The 21,753-nt window shown below is 39.1% G+C and carries 24 protein-coding genes; 9 read left to right on the forward strand and 15 right to left on the reverse strand.

Annotated elements, in window-relative coordinates; all coding sequences use genetic code 11:
• Positions 1-15: 15 nt before the first annotated feature.
• Complete coding sequence (locus tag BW142_RS06635; RefSeq protein WP_076924344.1) at positions 16-384, reverse strand: DUF1294 domain-containing protein; 369 nt, start codon at positions 382-384, stop codon at positions 16-18.
• Positions 385-436: 52 nt separating this feature from the next.
• Here BW142_RS06635 and BW142_RS06640 point away from each other — a divergent pair, with 52 nt between their 5' ends.
• On the forward strand, positions 437-967 hold the full coding sequence (locus BW142_RS06640) for a hypothetical protein (protein ID WP_076924345.1): 531 nt from the start codon (positions 437-439) through the stop codon (positions 965-967).
• A 69-nt stretch (positions 968-1,036) separates the two neighbouring features.
• Here BW142_RS06640 and BW142_RS06645 read toward each other — a convergent pair whose 3' ends face one another.
• Entirely contained in the window at positions 1,037-1,579 is a 543-nt protein-coding gene (locus tag BW142_RS06645) for a carboxymuconolactone decarboxylase family protein (protein WP_076924346.1), read from the reverse strand.
• Between the two features lie 113 nt (positions 1,580-1,692).
• Between BW142_RS06645 and BW142_RS06650 the strand changes: the two genes are divergently transcribed.
• Positions 1,693-2,277 (forward strand): TetR/AcrR family transcriptional regulator, encoded by a 585-nt coding sequence (locus BW142_RS06650; RefSeq protein ID WP_076924347.1) that lies wholly within the window; start codon positions 1,693-1,695, stop codon positions 2,275-2,277.
• An 84-nt stretch (positions 2,278-2,361) separates the two neighbouring features.
• Here the strand turns inward: BW142_RS06650 and BW142_RS06655 are convergent, their stop codons facing one another.
• The 5 genes from BW142_RS06655 to BW142_RS06675 all read right to left on the reverse strand — a co-directional run bounded on the left by BW142_RS06655 (position 2,362) and on the right by BW142_RS06675 (position 7,822).
• The gene (locus tag BW142_RS06655; RefSeq protein ID WP_076924348.1) at positions 2,362-4,482 is read right to left on the reverse strand and encodes a methyl-accepting chemotaxis protein; all 2,121 of its coding nucleotides are present in this window, start codon (positions 4,480-4,482) and stop codon (positions 2,362-2,364) included.
• A 106-nt stretch (positions 4,483-4,588) separates the two neighbouring features.
• The gene (gene arsJ / locus BW142_RS06660) at positions 4,589-5,806 is read right to left on the reverse strand and encodes an organoarsenical effux MFS transporter ArsJ (RefSeq protein ID WP_076924349.1); all 1,218 of its coding nucleotides are present in this window, start codon (positions 5,804-5,806) and stop codon (positions 4,589-4,591) included.
• Positions 5,807-5,829: 23 nt separating this feature from the next.
• A complete protein-coding gene (locus tag BW142_RS06665; RefSeq protein WP_076924350.1) occupies positions 5,830-6,840 on the reverse strand; it encodes an ArsJ-associated glyceraldehyde-3-phosphate dehydrogenase in 1,011 nt (336 codons plus the stop codon).
• Between the two features lie 20 nt (positions 6,841-6,860).
• Positions 6,861-7,217: a metalloregulator ArsR/SmtB family transcription factor gene (locus tag BW142_RS06670; protein WP_076924351.1), complete on the reverse strand. Its 357-nt coding sequence runs from the start codon at positions 7,215-7,217 to the stop codon at positions 6,861-6,863.
• A 176-nt stretch (positions 7,218-7,393) separates the two neighbouring features.
• Positions 7,394-7,822 (reverse strand): organic hydroperoxide resistance protein, encoded by a 429-nt coding sequence (locus BW142_RS06675; protein WP_024595412.1) that lies wholly within the window; start codon positions 7,820-7,822, stop codon positions 7,394-7,396.
• 123 nt (positions 7,823-7,945) lie between these two features.
• On the opposite strand from BW142_RS06675, the gene BW142_RS06680 reads away from it, so the two are divergent.
• The 3 genes from BW142_RS06680 (at position 7,946) to astB (ending at position 11,516) form a co-directional block, all read left to right on the forward strand.
• The gene (locus BW142_RS06680; protein WP_024595413.1) at positions 7,946-8,380 is read left to right on the forward strand and encodes a MarR family transcriptional regulator; all 435 of its coding nucleotides are present in this window, start codon (positions 7,946-7,948) and stop codon (positions 8,378-8,380) included.
• A 45-nt stretch (positions 8,381-8,425) separates the two neighbouring features.
• On the forward strand, positions 8,426-9,532 hold the full coding sequence (locus tag BW142_RS06685) for an L-dopachrome tautomerase-related protein (protein ID WP_076924352.1): 1,107 nt from the start codon (positions 8,426-8,428) through the stop codon (positions 9,530-9,532).
• Between the two features lie 637 nt (positions 9,533-10,169).
• Positions 10,170-11,516 carry an N-succinylarginine dihydrolase gene (astB, locus tag BW142_RS06690; RefSeq protein WP_076924353.1) on the forward strand — a complete coding sequence of 449 codons (1,347 nt, stop codon included), beginning with the start codon at positions 10,170-10,172 and terminating at the stop codon, positions 11,514-11,516.
• Between the two features lie 80 nt (positions 11,517-11,596).
• On the opposite strand, the gene BW142_RS06695 is transcribed toward astB, so the two are convergent.
• Positions 11,597-12,451, reverse strand: coding sequence for a mechanosensitive ion channel domain-containing protein (locus tag BW142_RS06695; protein WP_007586226.1), 855 nt, complete (start codon positions 12,449-12,451; stop codon positions 11,597-11,599).
• A gap of 275 nt (positions 12,452-12,726) precedes the next feature.
• Here BW142_RS06695 and BW142_RS06700 point away from each other — a divergent pair, with 275 nt between their 5' ends.
• On the forward strand, positions 12,727-13,407 hold the full coding sequence (locus BW142_RS06700; RefSeq protein WP_076924354.1) for an SDR family oxidoreductase: 681 nt from the start codon (positions 12,727-12,729) through the stop codon (positions 13,405-13,407).
• Positions 13,408-13,455: 48 nt separating this feature from the next.
• Positions 13,456-14,136 (forward strand): SDR family oxidoreductase, encoded by a 681-nt coding sequence (locus BW142_RS06705; RefSeq protein WP_024597443.1) that lies wholly within the window; start codon positions 13,456-13,458, stop codon positions 14,134-14,136.
• Positions 14,137-14,258: 122 nt separating this feature from the next.
• Here BW142_RS06705 and BW142_RS06710 read toward each other — a convergent pair whose 3' ends face one another.
• The 3 genes from BW142_RS06710 to BW142_RS06720 form a co-directional block, all read right to left on the reverse strand.
• Positions 14,259-14,480 carry a hypothetical protein gene (locus tag BW142_RS06710; RefSeq protein ID WP_004334476.1) on the reverse strand — a complete coding sequence of 74 codons (222 nt, stop codon included), beginning with the start codon at positions 14,478-14,480 and terminating at the stop codon, positions 14,259-14,261.
• Entirely contained in the window at positions 14,477-14,998 is a 522-nt protein-coding gene (locus tag BW142_RS06715; RefSeq protein ID WP_076924355.1) for a hypothetical protein, read from the reverse strand. Before BW142_RS06715 ends, BW142_RS06710 begins: the two co-directional genes overlap by 4 nt.
• 255 nt (positions 14,999-15,253) lie before the next feature.
• Complete coding sequence (locus tag BW142_RS06720) at positions 15,254-15,613, reverse strand: hypothetical protein (RefSeq protein WP_076924356.1); 360 nt, start codon at positions 15,611-15,613, stop codon at positions 15,254-15,256.
• 408 nt (positions 15,614-16,021) lie between these two features.
• Here BW142_RS06720 and BW142_RS06725 point away from each other — a divergent pair, with 408 nt between their 5' ends.
• Positions 16,022-17,335: a M20/M25/M40 family metallo-hydrolase gene (locus BW142_RS06725; protein WP_076924357.1), complete on the forward strand. Its 1,314-nt coding sequence runs from the start codon at positions 16,022-16,024 to the stop codon at positions 17,333-17,335.
• A gap of 6 nt (positions 17,336-17,341) precedes the next feature.
• Here the strand turns inward: BW142_RS06725 and BW142_RS06730 are convergent, their stop codons facing one another.
• Positions 17,342-18,235, reverse strand: coding sequence for a LysR family transcriptional regulator ArgP (locus BW142_RS06730; protein WP_076924358.1), 894 nt, complete (start codon positions 18,233-18,235; stop codon positions 17,342-17,344).
• A 95-nt stretch (positions 18,236-18,330) separates the two neighbouring features.
• Between BW142_RS06730 and BW142_RS06735 the strand changes: the two genes are divergently transcribed.
• Positions 18,331-18,933: a LysE family transporter gene (locus BW142_RS06735; RefSeq protein ID WP_076924359.1), complete on the forward strand. Its 603-nt coding sequence runs from the start codon at positions 18,331-18,333 to the stop codon at positions 18,931-18,933.
• Positions 18,934-19,020: 87 nt separating this feature from the next.
• On the opposite strand, the gene BW142_RS06740 is transcribed toward BW142_RS06735, so the two are convergent.
• From BW142_RS06740 to BW142_RS06750, 3 genes are all read right to left on the reverse strand, one after another.
• Positions 19,021-19,818: a response regulator gene (locus BW142_RS06740; RefSeq protein ID WP_076924360.1), complete on the reverse strand. Its 798-nt coding sequence runs from the start codon at positions 19,816-19,818 to the stop codon at positions 19,021-19,023.
• A 141-nt stretch (positions 19,819-19,959) separates the two neighbouring features.
• The gene (locus BW142_RS06745) at positions 19,960-20,676 is read right to left on the reverse strand and encodes a Sir2 family NAD-dependent protein deacetylase (RefSeq protein WP_076924361.1); all 717 of its coding nucleotides are present in this window, start codon (positions 20,674-20,676) and stop codon (positions 19,960-19,962) included.
• On the reverse strand, positions 20,673-21,689 hold the full coding sequence (locus BW142_RS06750; RefSeq protein ID WP_076924362.1) for a kelch repeat-containing protein: 1,017 nt from the start codon (positions 21,687-21,689) through the stop codon (positions 20,673-20,675). The genes BW142_RS06745 and BW142_RS06750 overlap by 4 nt, the downstream gene beginning before the upstream one ends.
• Positions 21,690-21,753 lie beyond the last annotated feature (64 nt).

Below are 21,753 nucleotides of genomic sequence, written 5' to 3' on the forward strand. Positions count from 1 at the left end.
AGGCATAATTTTAAACTACACAAAAAAATATAATCCCCCCATAGCCGCAACATTCACTAAAACACATAACCACAACACAATAATAAAACGTCGCTTTTGCGATTTATGACGAAGTAATTGTTGAGCAAGTAATGCTCCTGGCCATCCTCCAAATAATGCAAGAAGCTGCAGTGTGCGCTCTGGTGTGCGGTTTACTTTTGTATGTGAAGAGCGTTTAGCTTGTCGCTTATCCCACGCGTACATTAAAAAGGTTATAGCACTTAATACACTTATATAACCAGGTATATATATTGGTATATAAACGGGTAAGTATTGCAGTGGGTAAGCCAGCCAAATGGCAGCTAAATAAAGTAATGAGAACGTTATTAATATTTTCTTTATCAATTAATTATCACCTATACTGGGCTTATAAGAACCTAACAACAAGAGTCAAATTATGACATATTTTAAATCTCTATTCTTAGTATTATGTTTGTGCACATTTAGTAGCTTTGCTAATGAAACTGCCAGTAACCTTGATAAAGAGCTAGAAGTGTTTAAACCTTACTTAGGAACGTGGCAAGCAGACTTTAAAGTACCTGAAGGTGCAAAACCTATGCAAGATGTAGGTAAATGGGAACGCGCGCTAAATGGTAAGGCTATACGCACTATGCACTCAATTAATGAAGGTGAGTATGGTGGCGAGTCGATGATTTTTTACGATACTAAAAAGCAGTCACTCGTATTTTACTACTTCACCACCGCAGGATTTTATACAAAAGGGATTATGAAGGTATTAAGCCCTACTCAGTTTGTCGCTTATGAAGATGTAACAGGCAGCAAAGATGGGATCACAAAGGTTAAATCGACTAGTGATTTGAAAGACGATAAATTTATTGTATCTACCTCTTATCTTAAAAAGGGTGAGTGGACTAAACCTGAAAGCCGTACTTATACCCGCAGTACAAAAGTGGTTAAATTTAAATAGCCGCGATTTATAAATACAAAAGGCAGCCTAAGCTGCCTTTTTGTTATTTCACTCTTTAAAAGTCGTAAATTATTTTACGAATTTTTTAAATGGTGCATCTACAGGTGTATCTGCAAGATGGTTAGTGTAGTTGCTCATTACTTTTTGAGATAAGCCAACAATAATTTCAAGTAGTTGCTGCTTGCCGTAACCAGCTGCAAAGAATTTTTCGATTTGCTCATCACTGATCACGCCACGTTCACGTGTCATTGCTAGTGTAGTTTCACGAAGAGTTTCTAGCTTAGGATTTTCAAGTGGTGTTTTATTTACAAGTGCATCAACAACACCTTGGTCAACTTTCATTGACGCAGCAATAGCGCTGTGTGCTGGTACACAGTAATGGCACGCGTGCTCAACATTAATTGATTGCCATACCACTGTAAGCTCTTCTGCATTGAACGATGTTTTTTGAAACAGCTCATGCAGTACTTGGTAACCTTTAAGTAATGTTGGTGCTTCAGCCATTACTGCGTGTAAGTTAGGTACCATACCAAATGCAGCTACTGAATCAGCCATTAGAGATTTTGATTCTTCAGGTGCGTTATCTGCTGTGTATAAAGTAAATTCTGCCATGTTTAGCTCCAATAAATAATTAGGTTTAAGTAACTTCGAGACACATAATATTTGATTTTGAGCGACTGTTCAAGTTAAAATTGAGCAAATGTTCAAATTAATTGAGAAACAACATGGTTAATAAGGTGAAGTTTGAGCGCGAGACAGTTGTCCGCCTTGCAAGTCAGCTATTCTGGGAAAAGGGTTTTCATGCAACTTCGACGCGTGATTTACAAGATGTTGTAAACATGCGCCCAGGAAGTATCTATTCTGCTTTTGGTTCAAAAGAAGGCCTCTATATTGAATCGCTAAAAGACTACACAGTGCAAATGGAAAGCCAGATTAAAGAATGCCTATCTACATCAGACAGCATTCTTGGTGGTTTACGTGCTTTTGTTGAGGATGTCGTCACAAAGAAAGAAAGTACACCGAGTGCTATTTGCATGTTGGTAAAAGCTAATTGCGAGTTTGCCGATAAAGATAGCAATTTATATCAACTAAGTTTAGATTTAGCTGATAAGTTTGAAAACTATCTTTCGATTCTTTTTGAGCAAGCAATTGAAAACAGTGAGTTGAGTAATAATATATCAGCGCAAGAATATGCACGTTTTTTTGAAGTTCAATTTACTGGGTTACGTGGTTACTTTAACCGCCCAGGTGTAGAGTCTCTTGCTAAGCCTATGATCAATCAAATGTTCAAGATCATAAAAAGCCTATAAACACCTTCCAATCAATAATTTGAATATAAAACGGCAGTAATTAAATTACTGCCGTTTTTATTTTATCTTAATACTTAATAAGTATTATGTTTTTAATTTATTTAGCTCTGAGTCTTGCTGCGCAACAAGTTTGTTAAGCGCTTCGCTACTATCCCCTGCTTGTGTAGATAAGTCAGCAAGTTGCGAGGCGGCATCAGATATAAGCGTTAAATTACGGTTAATTTCTTCGGTCACTAAGCTTTGCTCTTCAGCAGCGGTTGCAATATGTGTAATTTGATTGGTTATTTCATCAACTTTAACGACAACACTGTGCAGAGCATCAAAAGCTACTGATGTTTCATCAACAGCATTTTGCGCACGTACTACGCCTTTTTCAATAACGGTAGACGCATTACCCACTTCAGATAATAAGCTATCAATTAACTGGCTTATGTCATCTGTTGATGAACGCGTTTTAGAAGCAAGTGCACGTACTTCATCAGCAACAACAGCAAAGCCTCGGCCATGTTCACCAGCGCGCGCAGCTTCAATAGCTGCATTAAGAGCAAGTAAGTTTGTTTGTTCTGAAATAGTACGAATTACATCTAATATTTGCGTAATGTCTTTACTGCGCGAAGCTACTTTTTCAACGGCTTGATTAGCTTCTTTAATTTCTTCAGACATTGTTTTAACTTGTGTCATCGCTGACGATAAACTCGATTCACTGCTTACTACCAAGCTGTTTATTTCATCGGCTTGTTGGGCTGATTGCTCTGATGCTCTGGCGACTTCGAGTGCTGTTGCGCTCATTTCGTTCATAGCCGTTACCACACTTTCAATTTCTTGAAATTGAGATTGAACATTATGCTTAGTATCAATAGCTATATGCTGCGCTATTTCACCTTGTTGCTTGGTTTGATCAGACACATCTTTAAGTTCTGTAATTAAAATACGTAACTTAGATAAAAAGGCATTAAAGCCACCAGCTAAAGCAATGAGCTCTGCATGAGTTTCAACATGAAGTGTATGCGTTAAATCGCCTTCAGAACTTGCTAAGTTATCTACACGTTGTTGAATTTGCTGAAGAGGCGCAACCACGCTACCAATAACAAATTTCATTATTAAAAATGCAATAACGCCAATAACAGCACCTGTAATTAAAATCATCGCGCCTAAATCGTTTGCAGTATCGGCCATATCTTGTGACAGTGCATCAGGGCCCGCTAAAGCTAAGTTACTAGGTACTTCAATAAGTAAAGACCACTGTCTATTAGCTAGCTTTATATTTATAGGGTAATTAACTAAGTACTCAGACGATGTTTTAAATATGCCTTTTTGGCCCTTAAATTTTTCAAGCTCTTTAAACAAGTTAGAACTAACAGCTTCTTTGAATGGGCGCCCTAATTTAGATTTATAATGGCTACTTCCCACTACTAAACCAATATCGCTAAGCACGGTTACTTTAGCTTGGCCATTATAAAGCTGTTTAGAAAGTTCCTCAGTCATGGCCTGAAAGGTCGGCAGTGTTAAATCAACACCCGCTAAACCAATAAACTGACCCGATTTTAAAATAGGCACTGTTAATGAGGTAAGCATTACTGAATCGCCAGATGGGATTTCGTATAAATACGGTTCCATAATACAAGGCTTGAGTGTGTCTTTTGCACACAAGTACCAATGCGCTTCACGAATGCCGAACTCATTAAGTGAGGTAATATATTTATCAGCGGCATTAGCTACTTTTTGCTGCTCAATCACGTTATTCTGATCGCGTGTTATATAAACTTCTAGCGTACCATCGCCATTAACCGAGTGCTTATAGCCGGTTGTAAAATTTGAATCTTGTCCGTCAAACGCATTTGGTTCAAACTGAGAGTAAATAGATGATAGTAATCTATTTTGTTCTAAAATAGAGCGATTAATACTCACTACTGTATCGCGACTAAGGCTTTCGCTTTTAGCAGCATCACCTAATAACGCAGCTAAAGAGTATGGCACTCGGTAAGCTTCGTTAATAAAGCCCGCTATTTTTTCACCATATATTGCTGCATTTGCATTCAACTTTTCTTCAACTTCAGCAACAATATAATCTTCTGACTTGCTTGCTAGTTCGGTATTACTCGCAGATAGCTGCCACCATAAAATGCTCGAAAGCACTAATACAGTGATAAATATACTTCCGACAGTAAGCCACAGTAATTTTTTTGCTAGCGATATTTCCCGCATTCATCTCACCCTTAAATTAAAACTACTGATACAGTTTAGTAGATCTAACCAACGAAGCTATGAATATCGTTAAAGAAACTGAATTTAATACAATATGTTGAGTTTTTTAAAGTTTAGCTAAGCGTGCCGTTGTAATTGAGGCTGCAATTAATAAACACACACTCACCCATAAACATGCACTAAGCCCATACACTTGAAAAACCCAGCCAGAAAGCACCGTACCAAGCAAGCGCCCTATTGCATTAGCCATATAGTAAAAACCAACGTCGAGGGACACCCCGTCATTTTTAGCAAAACTTACTATTAAGTAACTGTGCAGTGATGAATTTACGGCAAATACACCACCAAAAATAAGTAAGCCAATTACAAGCGTAAAATGTATCGCAATATCAAATTGCATCAACAACGCTAAAATACAGGTTACGCCACTTAATAAAGCAACCCACCAATATGCTTTTTTGACTGAGTGTGAATTTGAATCGCTTTGCCCAGTTATGCGCGGAGCTTGCGATTGCACCAGCCCATAAGCAATAACCCACAAAGCCATAAAGCCGCTTACCCACCAGTGATCCCAGTTAAACTGAGCGGCTAAGTAAACCGGTAATGCAACGACAAACCACACATCACGCGCTGCAAACAAACATAAACGCGCAGCACTAAGTAAGTTGATTGCACGAGATTTAGAAAATAACTCTTTAAACTTAGGTTTGTTTTTAGCTTTGCCAATATCGCCTTTCAAAAAAATTAAACTAATAACCCAAGCAACACTAAGTAATGCAATTAGGCTTATTAGTGCACCTACAAAACCAAATACAGTAAGTAATAAGCCGCCTAAAAAAAAGCCCACCCCTTTTAACGCATTTTTAGAGCCTGTAAGTATGGCAATCCATTTATATAATTGGCTTTGCCCCTCATCGCTTTGCGGTACTAAATACTTAATGGCGCTTTTGGCACTCATTTTATTTAAATCTTTAGCTATGCCACTCAATGCTTGCGCTGCCATAACATAGGCAACGGTTAGCCAATCCCCTGGCACGCAAAGCATAGCTAAAGCTACAAGCTGCAGCCCAAGCCCTACATTCATGGTTTTATTTAACCCTAAATGCGCGCCAAGCCAACCTCCGACTAAATTAGTGATCACACCAAAAATTTCATAAAACAAAAACAACATGGCTATTGCAAATGCACCATAGCCTAACTGATGAAAATACAGCACCACCAACATGCGTAGTGCACCGTCGGTTAAAGTAAATGCCCAATAGTTACCAGTAATTATTAAATATTGTTTTATAGAACTCGGTAAGTTAGCCAACTGCGCAAACATAGCGTTAAACCTTTTAAATGAGATTAAACTAAATCACTTTTTGCAACTTTAAGCATTAGCTCAGCAGTACGGTTTGCATAACCCCACTCGTTATCATACCAAGCGTATAATTTAAGTTGAGTGTTGTTAATTACCATAGTTGAAAGCGCATCTATGGTGCAGCTGCGCGGATCTGTTTTGTAATCTATAGATACAAGCGGTCTTTCTTCGTAGCCTAGAATGTCTTTTAGCTCATTATTTGCAGCATCTTTAAACCACGTGTTTACTTCACTTTGTGTAACACCTCGCTCCAGCTCAAAAACACAGTCAGTAATGGATGCATTAGTTAAAGGTACACGTACAGCATGGCCGTTTAATTTACCTTTTAGCTCAGGGAAAATATGCGTAATAGCCGTTGCACTACCGGTTGTAGTAGGTATTAAACTTGTGCCACAAGAACGAGCACGACGTAAGTCTTTATGTGGCGCATCAATAATAGTTTGGGTATTGGTAATGTCGTGAATAGTGGTCATTGAGCCGTGCTTAATACCCACTTTTTCTTGCAGTACTTTTACTATTGGCGCTAAGCAGTTAGTAGTGCAAGAAGCTGCTGTAACAATTTTATGCTCACTTGGGTTATAAAGATCATCGTTTACACCCATAACTACATTTAAAATACCGTCTTCTTTTACAGGTGCTGTTACCACAACACGCTTAACACCTTGCGCTAAATATTGATTTAACAGCTCAGTGGTTTTCATTTTACCGCTGGCTTCTATAACTACATCGCAATCTGACCAATCAGTTTCGTTTATGGCTTTGTTGTTGGTAACTGCAATCGTATGCTTACCCACACTAAAGCTATTATCATCACTAGAAACCTGTTGTGCTAAGCGCCCGTGTACTGAGTCAAACTCAATTAAATGTGCGTGGGTTTTAGCATCGCCCGCTACATCATTTACTTTAATAAACTCTATTTCTGGCCAATCAACTGCTGCACGCAGAGTTAAACGTCCCATACGGCCAAAACCGTTAATACCTACTTTAATAGTCATAATTAAATACCTTTAATAAGTTAGTTACAGCAGCTAGTAATACGTTCAGGGCGATTACCCATAACATTTAAGCGCGTTAAATCGTTTTCATAAAATGAAGGGTTAGCAGTAAGCGTTTGCGTTAATACATTTTTAGCCCACTCTGGTAGGGCTTTATTAATACTGTAATAAACCCATTGATTTTGTTTACGGTCGCTCAACAATCCGCATTGTCTTAACTGCGCTAAATGGCGAGACACTTTAGGCTGGCTTAGCTCAAGTGCAGTAACCAGTTCGCATACACATAGCTCTTCTTGATGGCTAATGAGCAGCATTGCTTTTAAACGCGTATCGTCCGCTAGGCATTTATAAAATTGAAGTGGGTTGAATTTTTCCATATTGTCCTCGCAGTTTTATTGCACATACAATAAAACAAAAACAGAACATATGGAATAGTGAATATATGATTTTTTGCATGTTTATTTAACGACTCCTTTTTATTAAACTCCACGCACAAAAAAGCCCAGTAGCAAAACCACTGGGCTATTACAGTATTAGTTAACTTAGCAATTAATTAAATAACTGAAAGCTCTACTTCAATATTGCCACGTGTTGCGTTTGAATATGGACATACTTGGTGCGCTTTATCTACAAGCTCCTGCGCTGCAGCTTTATCCATATCACCTAGTGATACAGCAAGTTTTACTGCAATACCAAAACCGCCTTCAATCGCGCCAATAGATACTTGTGAGTCAATATGTGTGTCGCTTGGTAAATCTATTTTTTCGCTACCTGCTACAAATTTTAGTGCGCCAATAAAACACGCGGCATAACCTGCGGCAAATAATTGCTCAGGGTTAGTACCTTGACCGTCGTCTCCGCCTAAACCTTTAGGTGTTGATAAATTTACATCTAAACGACCATCATCAGATTTAGCTACGCCTTCGCGGCCGCCAGTTGCAGTTGCTTTTGCTGTATAAGCTACGTTTTGTAATACATTCATAATGAACTCCAAAGTTTAGTAATTAATTTAGTTTGTATGCAAAATAATAGAACAAGTAATTAGAGATTGCAAATACTTTGCATGCAAATTAAAATGCCATGTATCGAAATAAAGGATAACGTTATGCCGTTTGAGCAATTAAAGTTAAAGAATCAGTTATGTCATCGGTTATATATGGCATCTAACAGCATTGCGCGTGCGTATCGCGAGCCTTTAAACGAGCTAAATTTAACTTATCCGCAATACGTAGTAATGATGGCGCTGTGGGAGCAAGACGAAATAACAATTGCAGAGCTAATAGATAAAACCGCGATAGATGGCGGTGCAATGACCCAAATACTCAAAAAAATGAGCGACAAATCATTACTGGCTGTTATTAAAGATGAGCACGACAAACGCAAACGCCTAGTTCAGCTAACCAAGCATGGCCAATCACTTAAGTTAAAAGCAGCCGATATTCCTAAAAATATTTTATGTAAATTTGATAGTGTAGATGCAACACAAGCGAAACAGTTGATGCAGCTGCTCGATTTAGTAGTAAACGACTTAGCCGATTAGGCTCTTAATTTTTAAACAATAAACGTGTTTTAAAAGGTTTTAAAAATGACTCATATTAAAAAACTACTATTAGCAGCGGCGTGTAGCACGGCACTTTTAGGTAGCAACGCTGTATCTGCTAACATCGCTGGCCAAAATGCTGATTTAAAAACAGTAGCCACATTTGATGCGCAGCACCCTCCGGGCAACATTGCTATTACCCCATCGGGCAGAAAGTTTTTATCTGTGCATGGCTTTTTTGGCCAAAAGCAAAAAATTATGGAGCTTTTAAGCGATGGTACAACTAAGCCCTACCCTAATGAAGAGTGGGCATACGCGTACAATAACGGTAAAGGTTTTTACGACGTACTTGGCATAAACGTATCAAGCGATGGTGTATTATGGATGCTCGACACTTCAGGGCCCGATCACGCTGGGCGCTTAGTAGGCTGGGATACAAACAAAGAGCAACTACATAAAATTATTTATCTGGCTAAACCGACCATTACCGACACCTCGTTTTTAAACGATTTAGTCATCGATAATAAACATGGCGTTGTATACATTGCCGACACAGCCCAAGGCAGCCAAGCCGCTATTATTACGGTAAACCTTAAAACAGGTGTCGCACGCAGAGTGTTACAAAATAGCCATTACACCACCGCCGAAAATATCGATATGGTTATTGATGGGCGCACAATGAGCCTTGGCGGACAACCAGCCCGCTTAGGTGTTAACCCTATTACGCTTGACCCTAACGAAGACTGGCTTTACTTTGGCTCAATGTCGGGCACGTCGGTTTACCGCATTGCCACCAGCGATATAAATAACGAGAGCCTTTCGGGTAAAGCACTTGAAGACAAAGTTACGCGTTACGGCACTAAGCCAATTTCAGATGGTATTATTGTTGATGGCGGCGGTAACGTATATGTAACCGACATAACCAATGGCGCAATTGGCGTAGTTAAACCCACTGGCGACTACGAAGTATTATTTAAAGACGAACGTTTGAGCTGGCCTGATGGTTTTAGTTACGGAGCCGATCAGAAAATATACTTTACCGTTGACGATTTACATAATTCGCCTGTACTTAATAATGGCAAAAATCAAAGCCACGGTAAGTTTAAAGTAATGTCGTTCGAGCCTTTAGTAAAAGGAAAAGTAGGCCGCTAATTTTCTTTTTAAGTAACTACATTTTTTAAAAAGCCTTGCTCGTTTAAGTGACCCAATAGTTGCAGGGCTTTTTGTTAAAAACACACCACACTGGTGCATATTTTAGTAATACTTCACCTCTTTGGTGCTAATCCTTAAGTATGTATTTACACTTAAATACTAAACACCTGATTTCTATTCATAAAATATTCAAGTTAATGTTGGCATACTTCTTCCTATAAACTGATGTGTTCAGTGAAAATACCAAGGAAAAACCATGTTCAACTTATACCATACCCTTTACCTTTTATGGCGTTTAGACATTAGCGTTTGGCAAGTTAATGATCCAACAAATACCCATACCACCGCTGACAAAGAGCGCGTCTATGTTAAGTAACATCGTATTGTGTAAAGGCTTGGCATAAAGCTTAAATGTAAAAACCTACTTTAGGCTAAGCTTTTGCACACTATGAAATTTATGTGTACATTTTAATTAAACTTCAAATTAATCGTTCAATATAAAAACAACCCCCTTGTAATAAACTCCACATTTAAAAACGTCGAAAAAATTAGTAAAAACACTGCGTTTATAACTTTGCAAGCAGCCCTAATGCGTTGTATTGTTGCATCCTATTGAAAATTTTTAGTTGGAACGTGTATGCACGCTTTGGAAGTTAATTTTGATGGCTTAGTTGGCCCTACTCACAACTACGCTGGTTTATCGTATGGTAATGTTGCCTCGTTAAATAACGCAGCAAGCTTTTCAAATCCTCAAGAGGCAGTGCTTCAAGGCCTTGAAAAAATGAAAGCCATGCACGACAAAGGCCTAACTCAAGGTGTATTTGCCCCTCATGCGCGCCCCGACTTAAACGTACTGCGCCGCTTAGGCTTTACCGGTAACGATGCACAAGTAATTCACAAAGCATTTAAAGCTGATCCTATTTTATTACGCGCGTGTTATTCAGCGTCAGCAATGTGGACAGCAAATGCAGCTACGGTATCGCCATCTCCTGATACAACCGACGGCAAAGTACATTTTACTTCAGCTAATTTAAATAATAAGTTTCATCGTTCATTAGAGCCTGCAACTACTACACGCTTATTAAAAGCGATGTTTAATAACGACAAATACTTTGCGCACCATACCCATTTGCCAGACCAAGGCTTTTTTGGCGACGAAGGTGCAGCAAACCATACTCGTTTTTGTGACAGCCACGGCGAGCAAGGCCTTGAAATGTTTGTATTTGGTGCCAGCGCGTTTAACAGCCAATTACCAAAACCCGCTAAGTTTCCTGCAAGGCAAACACTTGAAGCCTCAGAAGCAATTTGTCGCTTACATAACTTAAAAGATTCAAGCCAAATTTTACTACAACAAAACCCAGACGTAATAGACCAAGGTGTGTTTCATAATGATGTAATTGCAGTAGGTAACGCCAACGTATTACTGTGCCACCAGCAAGCATTTTTAAACCAAGCTCTGGCACTGCAAGATATTCGCGAAGCGTATGTGGGCAGTAAAGAATTTTACATTATTGAAGTACCTACCGATAAAGTAAGTATTACCGATGCTGTAAGTAGTTACTTATTTAATAGCCAGCTAGTGAGCCTTGAAGATGGTTCAATGCTGTTAGTGGCACCACAAGAGTGTAAACGCAACAGCGCGGTTAACGCCTACATTGAAGAAATGATTATGGCTGATAACCCAGTAAACCAAGTACAGTTTTTTGATTTACGCCAAAGTATGCAAAATGGCGGCGGCCCAGCTTGCTTGCGTTTACGTGTAGCCCTTAACGAGCAAGAACTTGCTGCAGTAAACCCAGAGGTTATTTTAACTGATACTAAGTACACACAACTGTGTAACTGGGCAAAACGTAACTACCGCGACAAACTAGGCGCAAGTGACTTTGCAGACTCAGCCCTACTCACCGAAAGCTACCAAGCACTTGATGAGCTTACACAGTTACTTAATTTAGGCTCAGTGTACGACTTTCAATTAGAAGGTTAATACCTCGTCAGCACAAAGGCTAATACAAAAATAGCGAGCCAAGGCTCGCTATTTTTATTTATGTTTATGTTAATACATATTTAAGCATCTTTGTTAACAGTTATTGCCGACGCCATAGACTCCGATATATGCAGCGTACGCTGCGGAAACGGAATACTCAGCCCAGCGCCTTCAATAGCTTCTTTAACGCGTTTATTTAAATCCCACACGGTTTGCCAATAATCACCATTAACAGCCCACGCACGTAATTGAATGTTTACTGCGCTTTCGCCTATTGATGTCACCATTACTTTAGGTGCAGGCTCTGCGAGTAATCGGCTCTCTGATGCGGCTAATTCCTTAAGTACATTTAAACCAACGTCAATCGAGTCGGCATACGAAATACCCACCACTATATCCATTCGTCTTTTGCCATTACGAGTAAAGTTTTTAATATTGCCCCCCCACACTTTGCCGTTAGGCGATGCTATATAAAGGCCGTCGGTGGTTTTAAAAATAGTGGTAAATAGGTTTATTTCACTCACAGTACCAAGCGTGCCACTGGCATCAACAAAGTCGCCTATTTTAAAAGGTCTGAGTATTAGCAGCATAATACCCGCAGCAATATTACTCAGCGTATTTTTAAGGGCTAAACCAATCGCTAAACCTGCAGCGCCCATTAGCGCAATTAAGCTTGCCGTATTAACGCCAAAAATATCTAAAATAAATAGCCCGCCAATTATATAAACTAAATAACCAGCAATACTCGATAAAAGCGGGAGTAGCGTACTATCTACTCTTTTTAATGGAGATTTAGAGTTTTTAATCGCTTTTTTAACCGAGCGTGCAATTAAGGCACTCGCAACTAAAATCACCAACGCTAAAATCACTTTGTACCCTAAAGTGATGATTGTTTCTGAATGGCTTTGCCAAAACGCTAAAAGCTTATCTTTCATGTTTGTTCCGATAAATGTGGCTGAAACTCAGCAAAATAATGGTTAAATCTAATAAAAACCGACTTCAAAAGAAGTGGCGCGAGTATATAGAATAAAAAATTTAAACCTATCTTTTTTAATCACTTATTTCAACTTTAAAAATACCGTTAAAACTATGGTTTTTGATACGTAGAGCCCACCTATTTACGGCTAATTTATAGCGCCTATTCAATATAGGTTAATCGTTTATTGGTATGGTTATTTTAAGCTTTCAAGGCTCACAAAAGAGGTTATCTATGGGAAAAGAGAAAATAGTACTCATAACCGGCGCTTCAAGTGGTATTGGCGAAGCAACCGCAAAAATGCTGGTTAACAATGGTCATAAAGTAATACTTACCGCTAGACGCGAAGATAAATTAACTGAATTAGTAGAGTCATTGGGCTCAGATAACGCCATTAGCGTAGCCGCAGATGCAACCGACTTTACCGCGCTTGAAAACGTAGTTGCTAAAGGCATTGAAAAATTTGGTCGTTTAGATGTTGCCTTTGCTAATGCAGGTAAAGGGCTAGACACTTTAGGGGTTGAAGAAGGCGACCCCAATGAGTGGTCAACCATGATCGACATAAACATTAAAGCCCTACTGTGGACTGCAAAACTAACAATGCCGCATTTACGCCAAAGCAAAGGACACTTTATTATTACTAGCTCAGCAACTGGTCGCAGAGCTGTTAAAGGCTCTATATACGGTGCAAGCAAATGGTTTACTTATGGTTTTTCTCAAAACCTAGCACAAGAAATTAGTGAATGGGATGGGCGTTGTACAACCATCACCCCTGGCGCTGTAAATACCCCTTTTACTGATGAAGCAAGACCTGACAAGTTATACCCGCAAGATGTTGCCGAGGCTGTGTTATTTGCCATTGAGGCAAATCAGCGCAATAACATCAGAGAAATACATTTAAGACCAACTCATTAGTAAAACAATTCTCATAATTTTGAATATGTAAACATAGGAGAAATAGTCATGGCGAAAGAAAAAATAGTCCTCATTACAGGTGCTTCAAGCGGTATTGGCGAAGCAACCGCAAAAACGCTGGTTAACAATGGCCACAAAGTCATTTTAACCGCCAGAAGCGAAGACAAATTAACTAAATTAGTTGAATCATTAGGCTCAAATAACGCACTTAGCGTAGCTGCAGATGCCACAGACTTTACCGCACTTGAAAACGTAGTAACAAAAGGCATTGAAAAGTTTGGCCGTTTGGATGTAGCCTTTGCTAACGCAGGCATGGGCGTTTCAACCGCTGGCACCGAAAAAGGGGATCCGGATGAGTGGTCAACCATGATCGACATAAACATTAAAGCCCTACTGTGGACTGCAAAACTAACACTGCCGCATTTACGCCAAAATAAAGGTCACTTTATATTAACCAGCTCTGCTGCTGGCCGTAAGCCAATTGGCGGCTCTATTTACGGTGCAACTAAATGGTTTGCTTATGGCTTTGGACAAAACTTAGCTGAGGAAATGAGTGAGTGGAATGGCCGCTGTACCACCATAGCACCAGGTATGGTAAACACCCCGTTTTTTGATGAGGCAAAACCCGATAAACTCGACCCACAAGATGTAGCCGACGCTGTACTGTTTGCTATTGAAGCAAATCAGCGCAACAGCGTACGTGAGATTTATTTAATGCCGACTAATTAACGTTGATTGGTTGAGTTTGAGCTGTCAGGTTTAATGCTAATGGTATTAAACCTGATGGTTGTTAATTCTAAATACCGGCTAGATAGAATGAAGGGAAAATATTCAGCATTAATAAAAGCTTGTTATATATACAGTAACTCTAAACCTCCATCACTAGGTTCAAATACTTCAAGCCAAATGGTAACACCATTTTCATCGCTACATTCAATATCAAAGGCTCCATCATAAACTTCAACTATTGTTCCAATATCACCGACCTGAGGAACTCTAGAGCCAAAGCTTTTTTCTGAATAGATAAATTTTTTATTAAGAGATATCACTTTTACGACAGAGTATTGCTTCATTTGATTTTATGGTACGCATGAGTGTTTTGGTTACAGGTTTGATAAACATAAATAGAACTAAAAATATTCTGGGTCTTTAACTCAGCTTTAAATTCATCAGAAAAATTACTTTCAACCTGAAGTATGTCAAAGAATGGCCCATATAACCCAACAAGTAATATCCCTGGTTTATTTAATGTAGCAATGCTTTGCATTGTTTTCTTCTGTAACTTAGCTTTAATTGCTGACTCAACTCTTCCATTAGTAATTGAATCAAAATCTCCAACTAAATCGCCTTTTGACGATATGTGAACTTTATCATCTGCGGCATGAGAAGTTATGCTGATTGCAGTCTCTTGGCTAAAATGTGCATCGGTTATTTCTATCCAAGTATCTACGCCATCAATCTTTACAATTGCATCAGGCGGATCTGGTCTGTTAATTAATTCAAGTACTTTACCTTGTGATGAAAGGAGATTCTTATATGAATCTAGAACAGCAATTTCATGTGTGGGATTTAAATCTCTGTGTGAAGTCATCTTGAATCTATAACTAGACTGTAGAATAACTCCAACAGCCAAATTCAATTAAAAAACGAGCTCCTGCAATTAACTCTAAGCGTTTTTAAAGCATTAGGTAATACATTTGGAGCCCATAAACGAGGCTGTTTTTCTTGAAAAATAGTAATTCTACAGCCTCAACGCCTGAATAATGTGTGAGCTAGTTTGGCCGTTTTATTGCGTCGTTTGCAACTAAAAATGACAAACTAAAGTGAATCACTATTCATTCTCTTGTTATGTGTAAATTTTTAACTGAACTTTGCCGTTTATAATTTCTAAGTTACCAAACTCACCTACAACCTTAAAGCCCTGATTTGTTTTAATTAACGAGTCTATATTGCCATAATCAAATGAACCATCTATATCATTGTTTGGTTTAACACTACTTTGTTCAACAAGCCCTGAATATGAAGTAAAACCCGTAAATTGAATTTCACATTTACGGTAGCAAGTATATTCATCAGGTTTTGGATTTAGATAATGAGGTGAATCAGGCCAAATGCTAGCCTCAATTTTGAATGTGATTTCAGTTGTATTTGAACTCCAACCGAGAACAAACGAATCATTGAAATCTATACCTTTGAAAATATCCATATACTTGATGATATCCGTTTACACCTGACAATTTAGTCTACGACACTTGTCGTTTTACAAACCGACAAATGTACCTATATTACAATGATTTTATCCTAGCTATAAAATAAACAACTGTAAACAGTTAGTTAGCTTCGCCTTATCTTTTCTAAATGCAGCAAAACCCCAAAATGGCGGAGATCAGTAATATCAGACAAATTACTGTTTAGTTATACAGCTTGATTATTAATTAACAGGTTATATTTTAAATATCAGTGTTTAAACTAATAACACGTTCACCCTTTAACCCTAAAAGTTGTAACTCGTTATTGCTTATAAAATTAGTTAAAAATCACAATCACCTTCTATTGAATCCTGTGTATTTTTACTTCATATTAAATACTCTTATTTCTCACTTATTATGCTGTTATGTCATTTTTAAAATTTAGCCATGCACTTATTCTCACACTTGCTAGTACCTTACCGCTTACAAGCCATGCTGCGCTTGATAAAAACGAGCGTGAAATAGTAAAACAGGTCGATAAAAACATTCCCCAAGCACTTGAAGAAATAGAGCAAGCCGTAAATATTAATAGTGGTTCGCTTAATATTGAAGGTGTAAAAAAAGTAGGTGCGCTGACAAGCGAGCAGCTTAAAGCCATAGGTTTTAAAGTAGAATGGCTAGATGGCAGTGCGTTCAACCGCGCAGGGCATGTATTAGCAACCCATGAAAGTAAAAACCCCGATGCAATAAAAATACTGATGATCGGCCATCTAGATACGGTATTTGCCAAAAACGATAACTTTACTACCTACAAACAGCTTGATGAAAACACCGCCAGTGGCCCAGGTGTAGCCGATATGAAAGGCGGTAACACGGTAATAATTACCGCACTTAAAAGCTTGCAAGTCCTTAATTTACTCGAAAATGTAAGCATAAAAGTGTTACTGACTGGCGATGAAGAAAGCAGCGGTCGCCCGCTTAGCTTATCTAAACAAGCTATTGTTGATGCGGCAATTTGGGCTGACGTAGCGCTTGGTTATGAAAATGGCGATAACAATATAAAAACAGCTATGGCGGCGCGCCGTGGTTATACCGGTTGGACGCTGAACGTAACGGCAAATGCGGCGCATTCTTCGCAAATATTTAGCGAAAGCGTTGGTTATGGCGCTATTTACGAAGCATCACGCATTTTAAATGACTTTAGAGAACAACTTGCCACACAACCTAATTTAACGTTTAACCCGGGGCTTATTGTAGGCGGTACAAATGCCGATTACGACAGTGCAAATTCGTCAGCAACGGCGTTTGGTAAAAGCAATGTAATAGCACAAACCGTGCATGTAGCAGGTGATTTACGCGCACTTTCACCAAAACAATTAGAAAACGCAAAAAGATCAATGCAACTTATTGCTAGCAACAGTTTAAATGGCAGTAAAGCAGAGCTTATTTTTGAAGACGGTTACCCGCCAATGGCATTAACTGATGGTAATAAAAAGCTATTAGAATTATATAGCGACGCAAGCCACGATTTAGGCTTCAACAAAGTAGTAGCCGCCAACCCTCGCAATGCAGGTGCGGCAGATATTTCGTTTGCGGCAAACCATGTTGATATGGCACTTGATGGTTTGGGCTTAATGGGTAGCGGTGCGCACACTAAAAACGAAACGGCCGATTTAACCAGCCTTGATAAAAACATTAAAAAAACCGCATTACTTATTTATAGATTAGGGCAGTTATAAACACCTTTAAATTGGTTCTAATCGGTTAGCCGCAACTTGCGTTGCAAACTTACGCAGTGCTTTAAGTTGCGGGCTTTCACTTTGCCAATAATGCCAGTACAAGGGCGTATCAATATAATACTCTGGAAATAAGTCAACTAACTCCCCTTTTTGCAAGGAATCGCCAAGCTGCAAAGTCGGCAATAAACCATAGCCTAGGCCTGCTATCATGGCTTGTTTAAATCCCTCTGATGAGGGATATATATGCATATACTCTGGCGTTGAGCCGTTAATATCTTCTAAAAACTGGTGCTGTAGCTTGTCGTACTCACTAAAAACTAAACAGGGCAGCTGCGCCAATTGCGAAAGCGAAGTGAGGTTATGTTGTTTAATAAACTCAGGACTCGCAATTGCCTTGTAGCGTATAGCGCCTAATGGGCTTGCTAACCCGCCATTTACAGGCTCAGAAGATGAGCTAATACACACCATTACCTCGCCATCTTTCATTCTTTTATGAGCGATGGATTGATCCTCTGAGATCACTTCAAATCTAAATTTACAATCAGATTCTGTGTCTAGTATAGCAAGGGCTTCTGGCAACCATGTAGCTAGTGAGTCAGCATTGGCAGCCAACTTTACACTAAGAGGTGTATTTAAGCTGGAGTGTTCGTTAAGTGCATCTACGTTTAAAGCAACTTCTAACTGCAGCACTTGTTGTAAATGATTAAGTAAACGCTTGCCAAGAGCGGTCGGGCGCGGTGGCTGCGTTCTAATAATTACAGGCTCTCCAAGTTTGGCTTCGAGTTGATGAATCCGCCGACTTACTGCCGATTGCGTAATAAATAGTTTTTTAGAGGCTTTTTCAAACCCGCCTTCACTAATAACCGCCGAAAGTGCATTGAGTAGTTGATAATCAATCATGAGTTTTACGCATATAACCTTAAATATATTCATTGGATTTGTAACAGAATACCCCCTACCCTGCAAGGCATTGAATAATTGAGTGGATTTAAAGTATGTCGTTTTTATCGGGTGTGATTCTGGGACTAAGTTTAATTATTGCTATTGGCGCGCAAAACATCTGGATTTTAAGCCAATGTATGGCTGGCGCTAATCGGTTTGTTTTAGCCTCGGTATGCATTATTTGCGACGCGACTCTTATTTTAATAGGTGTATTTGCAGCAAATGAATTACAGCAATTATTACCGGGCTTACTACCTTGGTTAACGTGGGGCGGTATTGCGATGCTCTTGTACTTAGCGTATGGATCTGCAATGCGAGCAGTTAAAGGGACTTCGGGTTTAAAGGTAAGCCAAGTAGAAAAAGTAAGCTGGTGGAGTACTGCTCTTTCGGCCTTTGCAATTAGTTTGTTAAATCCACATGTGTATTTAGATACCGTGTTATTACTTGGCAATATTGGCGCTTTACAACCAAACCCAATGCATTTTGCACTTGGCGCTTGTGTTGGCTCAATAATTTGGTTTAGCAGCTTAGTACTTTTTGCACCTAAACTTAAAAGCATATTAAGTTCACCATTTAGATGGCGAGTATTTGATACCGCAATTGCAGTTATATTATGTTTTGTGGCGTTTAGTCTTTATAACGTACCTAGCCAATAAAATAAAAGCAGCGACTTTTAACAAGCGCTGCTTTTATTATATTCACTTAGGCTAATGTGTTTTAACGTTAGCCTTTGGGTTAATAATTTAAGACATTATTTTAAACAGTAAATCTTTTACGGTTGCTGGCTCAAACGGTTTATCACAAATTGCATCGACCCCTGCTTGGGCTATATTTGCTAGGTGCGTTTCGTTGGCTTCTGAGCTCACCATTAAAATAGGAATATGCGAGTAGCTATTTGAGCTTCTAACGGTTTCTGTTAGTTCTCGCCCGTCCATTTCTGGCATGTTGTAGTCGGTTACTATTAAGTCGAATGATTGGTTGTTTAAGTGCTCAATAGCTTCTTTACCATTTTCGGCTTCTACTGGGGCAGGTATTCCCATACCCGCAAGTACACGAATAATGTGTTTACGCGCAAAGCGGCTGTCATCTACAACCAGCACTCTTAGCAATGTTACATCAAAATGTTCAAGGTCTACTTCTTCTTCACTAATTATATCTAGCGTGGCTTTAAGAGCGCGTGTAATAGCGGTTGCACTAAAAGGCTTTGGTAAAATGGCTAATACACCCGATTGACGTAGTTGCTCTAAATACTTTTTATTTCGCTCGCTTGATACGAGCATAAACGGTTGATGTTCGGTGCTTGGGTTTGATCTGATTTTTTGCAATAAGGTGTCGGCTGTTCCATCGGCCAAATACATTGCGCTTATGACTAAATCTGGTTGATATTTAATAAGAAGTGCTAATGTTTGCTCTTGTGTGGTTGCCGTTTCTACTTGTTTAACGCCACTATCTAATAACGATTTTATAATTATTTTTTGTTGAACGTCTGAAGGTTCTACTAATAATATTGATAAATTGGCTATTGCGGTTAAATCACTCATTTATGTCTCTTATATATTATTATGTTTTTAAAGGCGATTACTTTCATTATAGAACAACATGTATAACTGGAGAGATAAAAACTTTGCAAAATTGTAAATAACATTAAATATTGCGCGTTAAATGCTCATAAAATGCTTACTTTAATTGTTTTGAATGTATTCCAGTGCCGTCATTTTTTTATAGCTCACATTGGGGTGTAAAATATGAGCTGGCTCGGGGTCTACAACTTCAATGGTAATATTGTAATCGCGGGCTATTTCAATCGCCATTTGCGTAATGTTAACGCTAAACGAGGTACCCATAAATACGATTTTATCGGCGTTGCTCATACGCTTTTGCGCTTCGCTAATTCTATAAAGTTCGGTGTAGTACTCATCAAACAATAAAACAAAGGGTTTAAAAGAGTAATTAAGCTCAGGTGCTTGGTTTTGAATATTAAACACATCAAATAAAGAGTTGTGTAAGCAGCTTTCATCGACCTTTTCCCACGGAGCGGTAAAAGGGGTTACGTCATCGCCTTGATGGTGAAATAAGGTCATTTGATCAAGCCTGCCATGAATAGCAATGTAGTTTTTATTACCTGCTTTGCCATCAAGCCCATCTATGTTTTGAGTAATTAGGTTTTTGTTACTCAGCCAATGATGCACGTCATTTGGGCCATGGTTGCGATACGTTGCAAAGCGATGGTAATACCATGCTAAAAACTCTTTAGGGGCATTTTGATACATTGCGCGTGTTGCCATTTCCATAGGCGTATAATTTTTACTGCCTATGGTCCAATAACCGTCCTCACCTCTAAAAGTGGGAATGCCACTGGCTGCGCTTACTCCTGCGCCGGTAATGTAAAGGGTGTTCATTTTTCAACCTTATAACTGAGTACGTTAGCGCTTACTTGCTGGTTGTTATCAATGCCGCCAACTCGGTATAAAACACCTTTGTGCTCAAGCAAACCACGGTGATCCATACTTTTTACTTTAGCCGGTGATAAAACCTCCCATTCGTTTTTATCCACACTAAAACGCCAAACATGATCACTTGCTGGTGCAGGCTTACCGTCGTAACCTATTGCGCTGTAGTTATATGGGTTATTAGAGCCTGCCATCATATAAATATTGCCATTATAGCTGCTAGCTGCCATTCGATAGTGAGCGATGCCCGTTGGATGAGGCAACGTACGCCAATCTATTTTTTGTGGATTAGTTGAATCTATTGTGCCTTTTAAGCACTGTGCTACACCTGCAAACGAGCGACGCGAATCAGGGTTAGCTTGTGTTTTAACGCCATCACAAATAACAATGGTATTCCCACTAATTGCAGCTGCCTGACCAAACACGGGTTCACCTAAAAATGGCGAGGCTTGTTGCCATGTATTATTTTGCGTGTCGTATACTTGCACTAAGTTTACGTTGCCATCGTTATGCCAACCGCTAATTAGATAAATGTAACGCGCTTTGTAGCTCAGCGCTACGCTATCGTCTACGGGTACTGGCATGCTCGCAAGATGAGTGTAAGTATCTTTTATTACGTCGTACTTATAAACGTCTGGGCTTGAAACTTCAGTATGATCTTCTGCTACCGTGTAGCCGCCAAATACATAGGCGTACTCGCCTAAACCGACTGCGGTGCTAGCTAAGCGCCCTTTTAATGGCAAGCTTGAAGGCACACCAGTTTTAGATTGCCACTGTGAATCGCCAACTTTAAGCGCCCACACTTTGTTATGCACTGACGAGTGCAGCTTATCGCTGCCTAATCCCATAAAGCTTAAAAAATAGGTTTGGTTTTGTACTATAACTTTAGCAACAGCATTATTCGCAACTGGCTCAGGTAAAGCGGGAAGGCTTGCTAACGCAAGAGAAAAAAGAAGACTCATAAGGCAAGTAATTTAATAAGAATTAATACGCTCAGATTAAATTATTTTAGCCTTATGAGCCAGT

Origin of the sequence: Pseudoalteromonas sp. EB27, from assembly GCF_001974875.1 — a bacterium.
In the GTDB taxonomy this organism is placed as follows: domain Bacteria; phylum Pseudomonadota; class Gammaproteobacteria; order Enterobacterales; family Alteromonadaceae; genus Pseudoalteromonas.

Coding starts and splice junctions, on each gene's coding strand:
- BW142_RS06640 (WP_076924345.1), top strand. CDS start 437: ATGACATATTTTAAATCTCTATTCTTAGTATTATGTTTGTGCACATTT.
- BW142_RS06645 (WP_076924346.1), bottom strand. CDS start 1,579: ATGGCAGAATTTACTTTATACACAGCAGATAACGCACCTGAAGAATCA.
- BW142_RS06650 (WP_076924347.1), top strand. CDS start 1,693: ATGGTTAATAAGGTGAAGTTTGAGCGCGAGACAGTTGTCCGCCTTGCA.
- BW142_RS06655 (WP_076924348.1), bottom strand. CDS start 4,482: ATGCGGGAAATATCGCTAGCAAAAAAATTACTGTGGCTTACTGTCGGA.
- arsJ (WP_076924349.1), bottom strand. CDS start 5,806: ATGTTTGCGCAGTTGGCTAACTTACCGAGTTCTATAAAACAATATTTA.
- BW142_RS06665 (WP_076924350.1), bottom strand. CDS start 6,840: ATGACTATTAAAGTAGGTATTAACGGTTTTGGCCGTATGGGACGTTTA.
- BW142_RS06670 (WP_076924351.1), bottom strand. CDS start 7,217: ATGGAAAAATTCAACCCACTTCAATTTTATAAATGCCTAGCGGACGAT.
- BW142_RS06675 (WP_024595412.1), bottom strand. CDS start 7,822: ATGAATGTATTACAAAACGTAGCTTATACAGCAAAAGCAACTGCAACT.
- BW142_RS06680 (WP_024595413.1), top strand. CDS start 7,946: ATGCCGTTTGAGCAATTAAAGTTAAAGAATCAGTTATGTCATCGGTTA.
- BW142_RS06685 (WP_076924352.1), top strand. CDS start 8,426: ATGACTCATATTAAAAAACTACTATTAGCAGCGGCGTGTAGCACGGCA.
- astB (WP_076924353.1), top strand. CDS start 10,170: ATGCACGCTTTGGAAGTTAATTTTGATGGCTTAGTTGGCCCTACTCAC.
- BW142_RS06695 (WP_007586226.1), bottom strand. CDS start 12,451: ATGAAAGATAAGCTTTTAGCGTTTTGGCAAAGCCATTCAGAAACAATC.
- BW142_RS06700 (WP_076924354.1), top strand. CDS start 12,727: ATGGGAAAAGAGAAAATAGTACTCATAACCGGCGCTTCAAGTGGTATT.
- BW142_RS06705 (WP_024597443.1), top strand. CDS start 13,456: ATGGCGAAAGAAAAAATAGTCCTCATTACAGGTGCTTCAAGCGGTATT.
- BW142_RS06710 (WP_004334476.1), bottom strand. CDS start 14,480: ATGAAGCAATACTCTGTCGTAAAAGTGATATCTCTTAATAAAAAATTT.
- BW142_RS06715 (WP_076924355.1), bottom strand. CDS start 14,998: ATGACTTCACACAGAGATTTAAATCCCACACATGAAATTGCTGTTCTA.
- BW142_RS06720 (WP_076924356.1), bottom strand. CDS start 15,613: ATGGATATTTTCAAAGGTATAGATTTCAATGATTCGTTTGTTCTCGGT.
- BW142_RS06725 (WP_076924357.1), top strand. CDS start 16,022: ATGTCATTTTTAAAATTTAGCCATGCACTTATTCTCACACTTGCTAGT.
- BW142_RS06730 (WP_076924358.1), bottom strand. CDS start 18,235: ATGATTGATTATCAACTACTCAATGCACTTTCGGCGGTTATTAGTGAA.
- BW142_RS06735 (WP_076924359.1), top strand. CDS start 18,331: ATGTCGTTTTTATCGGGTGTGATTCTGGGACTAAGTTTAATTATTGCT.
- BW142_RS06740 (WP_076924360.1), bottom strand. CDS start 19,818: ATGAGTGATTTAACCGCAATAGCCAATTTATCAATATTATTAGTAGAA.
- BW142_RS06745 (WP_076924361.1), bottom strand. CDS start 20,676: ATGAACACCCTTTACATTACCGGCGCAGGAGTAAGCGCAGCCAGTGGC.
- BW142_RS06750 (WP_076924362.1), bottom strand. CDS start 21,689: ATGAGTCTTCTTTTTTCTCTTGCGTTAGCAAGCCTTCCCGCTTTACCT.